This window comes from Okeania sp., from assembly GCF_035285525.1.
Taxonomy (GTDB): Bacteria; Cyanobacteriota; Cyanobacteriia; order Cyanobacteriales; family Microcoleaceae; genus Trichodesmium.
The window spans coordinates 1-5,412 of record NZ_JAYKGW010000191.1; the positions used below are offsets into that span (position 1 = coordinate 1).

The 5,412-nt window shown below is 31.5% G+C and carries 4 protein-coding genes and 1 pseudogene; all 5 read left to right on the forward strand.

The window, feature by feature from the left end:
• Positions 1 to 76 precede the first annotated feature (76 nt).
• Positions 77 to 593, forward strand: a pseudogene (locus VKJ25_RS18605) (Uma2 family endonuclease).
• Entirely contained in the window at positions 587 to 736 is a 150-nt protein-coding gene (locus VKJ25_RS18610) for a hypothetical protein (protein ID WP_324238134.1), read from the forward strand. Before VKJ25_RS18605 ends, VKJ25_RS18610 begins: the two are co-directional and overlap by 7 nt.
• Entirely contained in the window at positions 733 to 2,241 is a 1,509-nt protein-coding gene (locus VKJ25_RS18615) for a DUF262 domain-containing protein (RefSeq protein WP_324238135.1), read from the forward strand. The genes VKJ25_RS18610 and VKJ25_RS18615 overlap by 4 nt, the downstream gene beginning before the upstream one ends.
• A gap of 234 nt (positions 2,242 to 2,475) precedes the next feature.
• Positions 2,476 to 3,339: an HNH endonuclease gene (locus tag VKJ25_RS18620; RefSeq protein WP_324238136.1), complete on the forward strand. Its 864-nt coding sequence runs from the start codon at positions 2,476 to 2,478 to the stop codon at positions 3,337 to 3,339.
• Between the two features lie 484 nt (positions 3,340 to 3,823).
• On the forward strand, positions 3,824 to 5,167 hold the full coding sequence (gene gor / locus VKJ25_RS18625; RefSeq protein WP_324238137.1) for a glutathione-disulfide reductase: 1,344 nt from the start codon (positions 3,824 to 3,826) through the stop codon (positions 5,165 to 5,167).
• The last annotated feature ends 245 nt before the right edge of the window (positions 5,168 to 5,412 follow it).

Sequence of the window (5,412 nt, forward strand, 5' to 3'; positions counted from 1 at the left end):
CAGGATTTATTTTAAAGATGAGTAAAATTTGGTAAATAGGAGACAAAATATACTGGAAGAAACAATAATTTTACCAATGTCTCTAAGCTTAAAAATGACAGAGGAACAATTTTTTAAATTCTGTCAAGTTAATCAAGATTTATGGATAGAAACTAATAAATTTGGAGAATTATTAATTATGTCTCCTGCTAGTTCCTAAATAGGAAATAGAGATGGCAGGAGTTTAGCTTTTAGTTCGAGTACAGAATTTACTCTTTCTACAGGAGCGAAAAAATCTCCCGATGCGCCTTAGATAAAATTAGAAAGATGGAATAGTTTATCTCAAGAAGAAAAGGAAAAGTTTGCTCCAATTTGCCCAGATTTTGTAGTAGAATTAATGTCACCTTCTGATAGTCTAAAAACCTTACAGGAAAAAATGGAAGAATATATGGCAAAATCGGAAGTAAAATTAGGGAATGTTAATTGATATAAAGGAAAGAAAAGTTTATATTTATCGCCCTGGAATGCCGAATGAATGTTTAGAAAATCCAGAGACTGTGAGTGGGGAAAAAGTATTGCCAGGACTTGTTTTAAATATGAGTAAAATTTGGTAAATAAGGAGGAAAAATATAAATATGCTGGAATAAATAATAATAATTTTACCAATGCTTTCCAGCTTAAAGAGGAACAATTTCATAAATTTTATTGTATGAAAATTCAAGGAAAATTAGTAGAAGAAGGAGATTTTTTTAATTGAGTAATTTATTTTTACAAGCGGAATATTTTGAACGTATATTCAAAGAAAATCTAAAAATAGAGACTTATTCACAATCAATAGAAAGTCTATTTAGCGATCGCTTTTTAAGGCGTATTGATTATAAACCTTACTATCAAAGGAATTATGTTTGGGATGATGATAAAGCTTCATATTTTATTGAAAGTATACTTCTAGGAACAGAAATACCTCCTTTAATATTCTTCAAGAATGGAGAACGAACAGAAGTTATTGATGGCAGGCAAAGATTTGAAACAATAGAAAGATTTAAGAATAGTAAATTTCAATTAACTAAAAAAGGTTTATTTGCTTTAAAACAACTCTCCAAAAATACATACAAAACCATTTTTGATAATAAAGAAACTACTAGCATAATAGATTTGTTTTTAGAGGCAAAAATCAGAATAGTTGAATTTGCAATTGTTAATGAAACAAGGTTAAACTCTGTATTAGAAGATAAAATAAAAAAAGAAATATTTGCTAGATATAATTCTGGTATAACGCCTTTAAAGGCACCAGAAATTGACAATGCTGTTTATGATACCGATCCAATTTATCAGTATTTTAAAAATCGTCTGAGGCAAGACCCAGATTTTGAACAATTAATGTATGATTTGTTCTTTAAGCCAAATAAGAATAGCACTAAAGAGAAAGATAGAGGAAAAATTTTACAATTTATTAGAAAAAATTTAGTCTTGAAAATGTTTCCGATTAAGTACTATTCTCGGAGTAATAATAGGACAGAAACTTTAGGAAAATTATTTGAACATTTATCAGATAAAATTTCTGAACTAGAGGTAGAGCGACTATGTGAATCATTTATTGATAAAGTTAAAATTGTAGAATCATTCAGGCAAATCTTTATAAGACTAAACTTAAAGCACAATAGGTTAATTTTTGAATGTTTATTATGGAGCCTACTAATCTTAGAAAATGAAAATGTGAATTTATTGAAACTAAAACACAAGAGTTTACTAGATAAAATCAGTAAAAAAATATCAAATAACTTCCAAGAATATTTTGAAGAACAGACGATATTTTATAAGGCAATACAGGAGAGATATACTTTTACAGCGAAGTTATTTGAAGAAGAGTTTAAAATTAATTTAGAAGTCTATTATGCAGGAAGTGATGAAAAAAGAAAAGAACTGAGTAAACTACGACAAACAGATGATGAAGATACTATTACTAAACTTAACGAGCTTAAAGATTTAAGAGTAACTAAGCCAGAACCATCGCGAAATTCAATAGATGATATAACACGATTGATGGAACGTAAGAAATTTTTAGTTAGACCTTCTTATCAGAGATCGGAAGTAACTAATTTGTCTAAGGCATCCGCTATTATAGAAAGTATTTTATTAGGTATTAATTTACCACCTATTTTTATCTTTAAACGTTCAGATGGAATTTCTGAAGTTATTGATGGTCAGCAAAGACTTTTAACAATATTAGGATACCTGGGGAAAGAATATGTTGATGAATAAAATAAGAAATGTAGCACAAAAAAATCAAATTTTGCCCTGAAAAATTTACGGATTCTTAAGGAATTAAAAAATAAAAAATTCCAGGATTTAGAAGTTGCATTACAAGACAAAATATTAGATTTTCAATTATTTGTTGTTGAGATAGAAGAAAGTCTAAATCTAGAATTTAATCCAGTAGACTTATTTGTTAGATTAAATAATAAGCCTTATCCTATTAAAGAAAATTCTTTTGAAATGTGGAACTCTTGGGCTGAACGGGAAGTAATTACAAAAATTAAAGACAATGTTAATGAATATCGAGAATGGTTTCATCTAAAATTAGCCAAAGACCTTGACCGGATGGAAAATGAGGAATTATATACATCTTTAGTATATTTTGAGTTTAAACAGCTTCAAGAACAAAACATAGAAAAAATTGTCAAAATATATAAACAAAATAATAGGATTAATGCCAGATTAGCGCCAATAAAAGGGGATATTAGTTCGGTATTGACAAAAGTTTCTGAACGTCAGGAAGATAAGGAACTATTTATGAATAGTATTATAAAGGTGGAAAAATTTATCTCAAAAGTAAAATGTGTGTTGCTTGATGAAGATAAAGATAAAAATCACCTAGATATATATTTAAAAAATGAATTAGATTCTATCTATAAAGCTCGCAAGGAAAATCGTTATTTTAGAAGAACTAAACAAGATTTTTATATACTCTGGTATATACTAAATCCTCTGAATGATGAAATGCTAAGATATCATAGAAAAACAATTAAAAAGGAACTAAAAAATTTATTCTATAAAATGAAAAATAGTGAAAATAGTAACTATGATGAACATAAATTTAAAAAAGAAATAGAAAAATTTCAAAATAAGTATAAGCAAGATAAAAGAAAGATAAAATTATCTGATTCAGAGAAGGAAATGTTAATCAAAAAACAAGGAAATAGATGCCCTATATCTGGAGACCCTCTGTTTATGGGAGATGAAATAGAAGTAGATCATAAAAAACCATTAGCTATAGGAGGCTTAGATTCTATTGATAATTTACAAATTACTCATAAAAACGCAAATAGGAGAAAAGGTACAAAATATAATAATTCTTAAGTAGCTTGACGTGAATAAACGTCACTATATAAAAAATGTTAAAGCAGTTAAAAGACTTGAAATTGCTATCCTGACGGAATGCTGCGCAAACCTTCCACTCCGTTACACTCGCTGCGGACGTACTTGTAAATTTTTTTACCTATTGCCTCTCTCCACTAGGAAATTAATTCTGCATAACTACTTAGGGCTTGCTGATTAAAGATAAAAGCCTTTACAGATAAATCTTTTAGCGTTTTTAAGTAGGTCAAAAGTACCAGCTTTTAAGTCTTTAAAGCTAAAAAATCTAGGATATTCAGCTAATTATGGGAGAAAATCCAGGGATAATTCTTTGGACTACCTCTTCTGTAATTCTTATTCCTCCTGGATTCTGGATTCTGGATTCTGACTCCTCCATCTACCATTCATACTTTTTCAGCAAACCCTACTTATAGTTTGTTATAATTTTCTTAACAAAATCTTTAGAGCAGTTCAAGGATATTAAATTATGGCATACGATTATGATTTATTTGTTATAGGTGCAGGTTCAGGAGGGTTAGCATCTTCAAAAAGAGCAGCATCTTATGGAGCAAAAGTAGCGATCGCTGAAAATGATTTAGTTGGAGGAACCTGCGTCATTAGAGGATGTGTGCCTAAAAAATTGATGGTTTATGGTTCTAGATTTTCTCACTTTTATAAAGATGCGGTAGGTTATGGTTGGAGTGAAGTAGAACCAAGTTTTGATTTTCATAAATTATTAGATGCTGTCAATACAGAAGTTTTGCGGTTGAGTAAGCTACATATTAGTTTTCTAGAAAAAGCAGGGGTAGAATTAATAGAGGGATATGCTAAATTTATTGACAACCATACTGTAGAAGTAGGCGATCGCCAAATTACAGCAGATAAAATTTTAATTGCTGTTGGTGGTAAACCAGAGAAAATAAATATTCCGGGAATTGAACATACTATTACTTCCCGTGAAATGTTCCACCTCAAGGAGCATCCCAAAAGAATGGCAGTTTGGGGAGGCGGTTATATCGGTGTCGAATTTGCTGGAATAATGAACGGACTTGGTACCGAAGTTACTCAAATTATTCGCCGAGATTCAATTTTGCGGGGTTTTGATGCAGATATTTGTAGCAATATTCAGGAAGGAATGGTAAAACATGGCATTAATTTCCGCACCAGAACTAATGTAGAAAAAATTGAGAAAGTACCAGAAGGATTAAAAGTTCACCTGAGTGGAGAAAACGCTGAACCTTTAATTGTCGATACATTCCTTTGTGCAACTGGTCGTAAACCAAACTTAGCAGGTTTAAATCTAGAAAATGCTGGTGTCGAAACAATCAATGGTGCAGTTGCCGTGAGTAATAACTGTCGCACAACTCAACCAAATATTTATGCTGTCGGAGACTGTATAGATAAAGCAAATTTGACTCCAGTTGCTATTGCTCAAGGTCGCGCTTTTGCTGATACAGAATTTGGTAATATTCCTAGAGCTATTTCTCTAGAAAATATTCCAACTGCTATTTTCTCCAACCCAGAAGGAGGAACGGTAGGTTTGTCAGAAGCAGAAGCACGAGAAAAATTTGGTGACTCTGTTAAATGTTACCATGCCAAGTTTCGCCCCATGTACCACACCTTCACAGGTGCGGAAGAGAAAGTCATGGTGAAATTAGTGGTTGAAACTAATACTGACAAAGTTTTAGGAGTACATATAGTTGGTAAAGATGCTGGTGAGATTATTCAAGGAATGGCGATCGCTGTAAATATGGGAGCAACCAAAGCAGAGTTTGACCGAACCGTTGGTATTCATCCTTCTACTGCAGAAGAGTTTGTGACTTTACGTTAACTTAAGAAACCCGCCCCTACTGTTGATAAAAAATGCTGTAGGGGCGGGTTTGAACAGAGATTTATCTGCTGACTCTCAGATTTATGTAAACCCGCCATCATAGAAGGTGTTAGCTGTGTCTGTTTAATGGTTTATATCATATCATTGGGGGCGGGTTTATCTAAAAATTAGATGAGTTGTTAATTTAACTGAGAAACCCGCCCCTACTTAGGTTTATATCATATCATTGGGGGCGGGTTTATCTA

Bases quoted from the DNA above. Each gene is read 5' to 3' on its own strand.
- VKJ25_RS18620 (WP_324238136.1), top strand. From the start codon at position 2,476: ATGTGGAACTCTTGGGCTGAACGGGAAGTAATTACAAAAATTAAAGAC.
- gor (WP_324238137.1), top strand. From the start codon at position 3,824: ATGGCATACGATTATGATTTATTTGTTATAGGTGCAGGTTCAGGAGGG.